2 protein-coding genes are annotated in these 1,194 nt (G+C 35.1%); both read left to right on the forward strand.

The genetic code is table 11. The annotated features are described in order from the left end of the window. The coding region (locus ACYU7A_RS13480; RefSeq protein ID WP_460574150.1) for a PorP/SprF family type IX secretion system membrane protein at nt 1–569 on the forward strand (569 nt) is incomplete at its 5' end. 12 nt (nt 570–581) lie between these two features. Then, the coding region (locus ACYU7A_RS13485) for a tetratricopeptide repeat protein (protein ID WP_460577355.1) at nt 582–1,194 on the forward strand (613 nt) is incomplete at its 3' end.

Here is a 1,194-nt window from a genome sequence, read left to right on the forward strand (position 1 = left end):
CTTTTGGAATAAAAGGAACGGCTAATTTGTTTAATTTAGATATTAACAAATTAAAGATTCAAAACCAAGGAGATCCGTTGTTACAGAATTTGAACAACAATTTCTCTCCAAATGTTGGAGCTGGAGTTTACTTTCATTCTGACAAATCTTATTTAGGATTATCGGTTCCAAACTTCTTTGAGACTAAGCGATATGATGACAATGATATTGCGGTTTATAAAGAACGTATGAACTTGTATTTAATAGGAGGTTATGTTTTTGATTTGAGTTCGAATTTAAAATTCAAGCCTGCTTTTCTAGGAAAAGTAGTTGAAGGAGCACCATTACAATTGGATTTATCAGGAAACTTTTTAATCAATGAGAAGTTTGTTTTGGGAGCTGCCTGGAGATGGAGTGCTGCTGTGAGTGCTATGGCAGGATTTCAAGTTAGCGATGGGTTATATATTGGATACGGATACGATTTAGAGACTACCAAGTTAGCTAATTACAATTCAGGTTCACACGAAATATTTTTACGTTTCGAATTATTCAAACGTCAAGACCGAATAGTATCACCAAGATTCTTCTAAAAAGCGATTATCATGAAAAACAGAATTATATATTTAGTAGTTGCCTGCATCGCTTCAATGAGCATGTCAGGTCAGAAGTTAAAAGAAGCTAAAGCAGACCAACAATACGATAAGTTTGCCTATGTTGATGCTATAAAAACCTACGAGCGTATTTTTGCTAAAGGATACAAATCGCAAGAGATGTTACAAAAGCTTGGTGATTCGTACTATTTTAAAGCCGATTTAGACAATGCTGCAAAATGGTATGGCGAGTTATTTGCCTTCACACAAGATGTAGAGCCAGAGTATTACTATCGTTATGCACAATCATTAAAAGCAATAAAAGATTACAAAAAAGCCGATGAAATGTTGGTAAAATTTAATCAAAAAAGTGGTAATGATTTACGTGCAAAATTAGCTACAGCTCAGAAAGATTATTTGGCACAAATCAAGAAAAACTCTGGACGTTATACCTTAGAGAATGCTGGAATCAATTCAGAGTATTCTGATTACGGAAGTGCTTTTTCAGGTAATAAAGTAGTTTTTGCCTCAGCAAGAGATACCGGAGGATTGTCTAACAAGAGACACTCTTGGACAGGTGAGAGTTTTACCAACTTGTACAGTGCCAATATAGGCGACCAAGGTG

Source organism: Flavobacterium koreense, assembly GCF_054776075.1.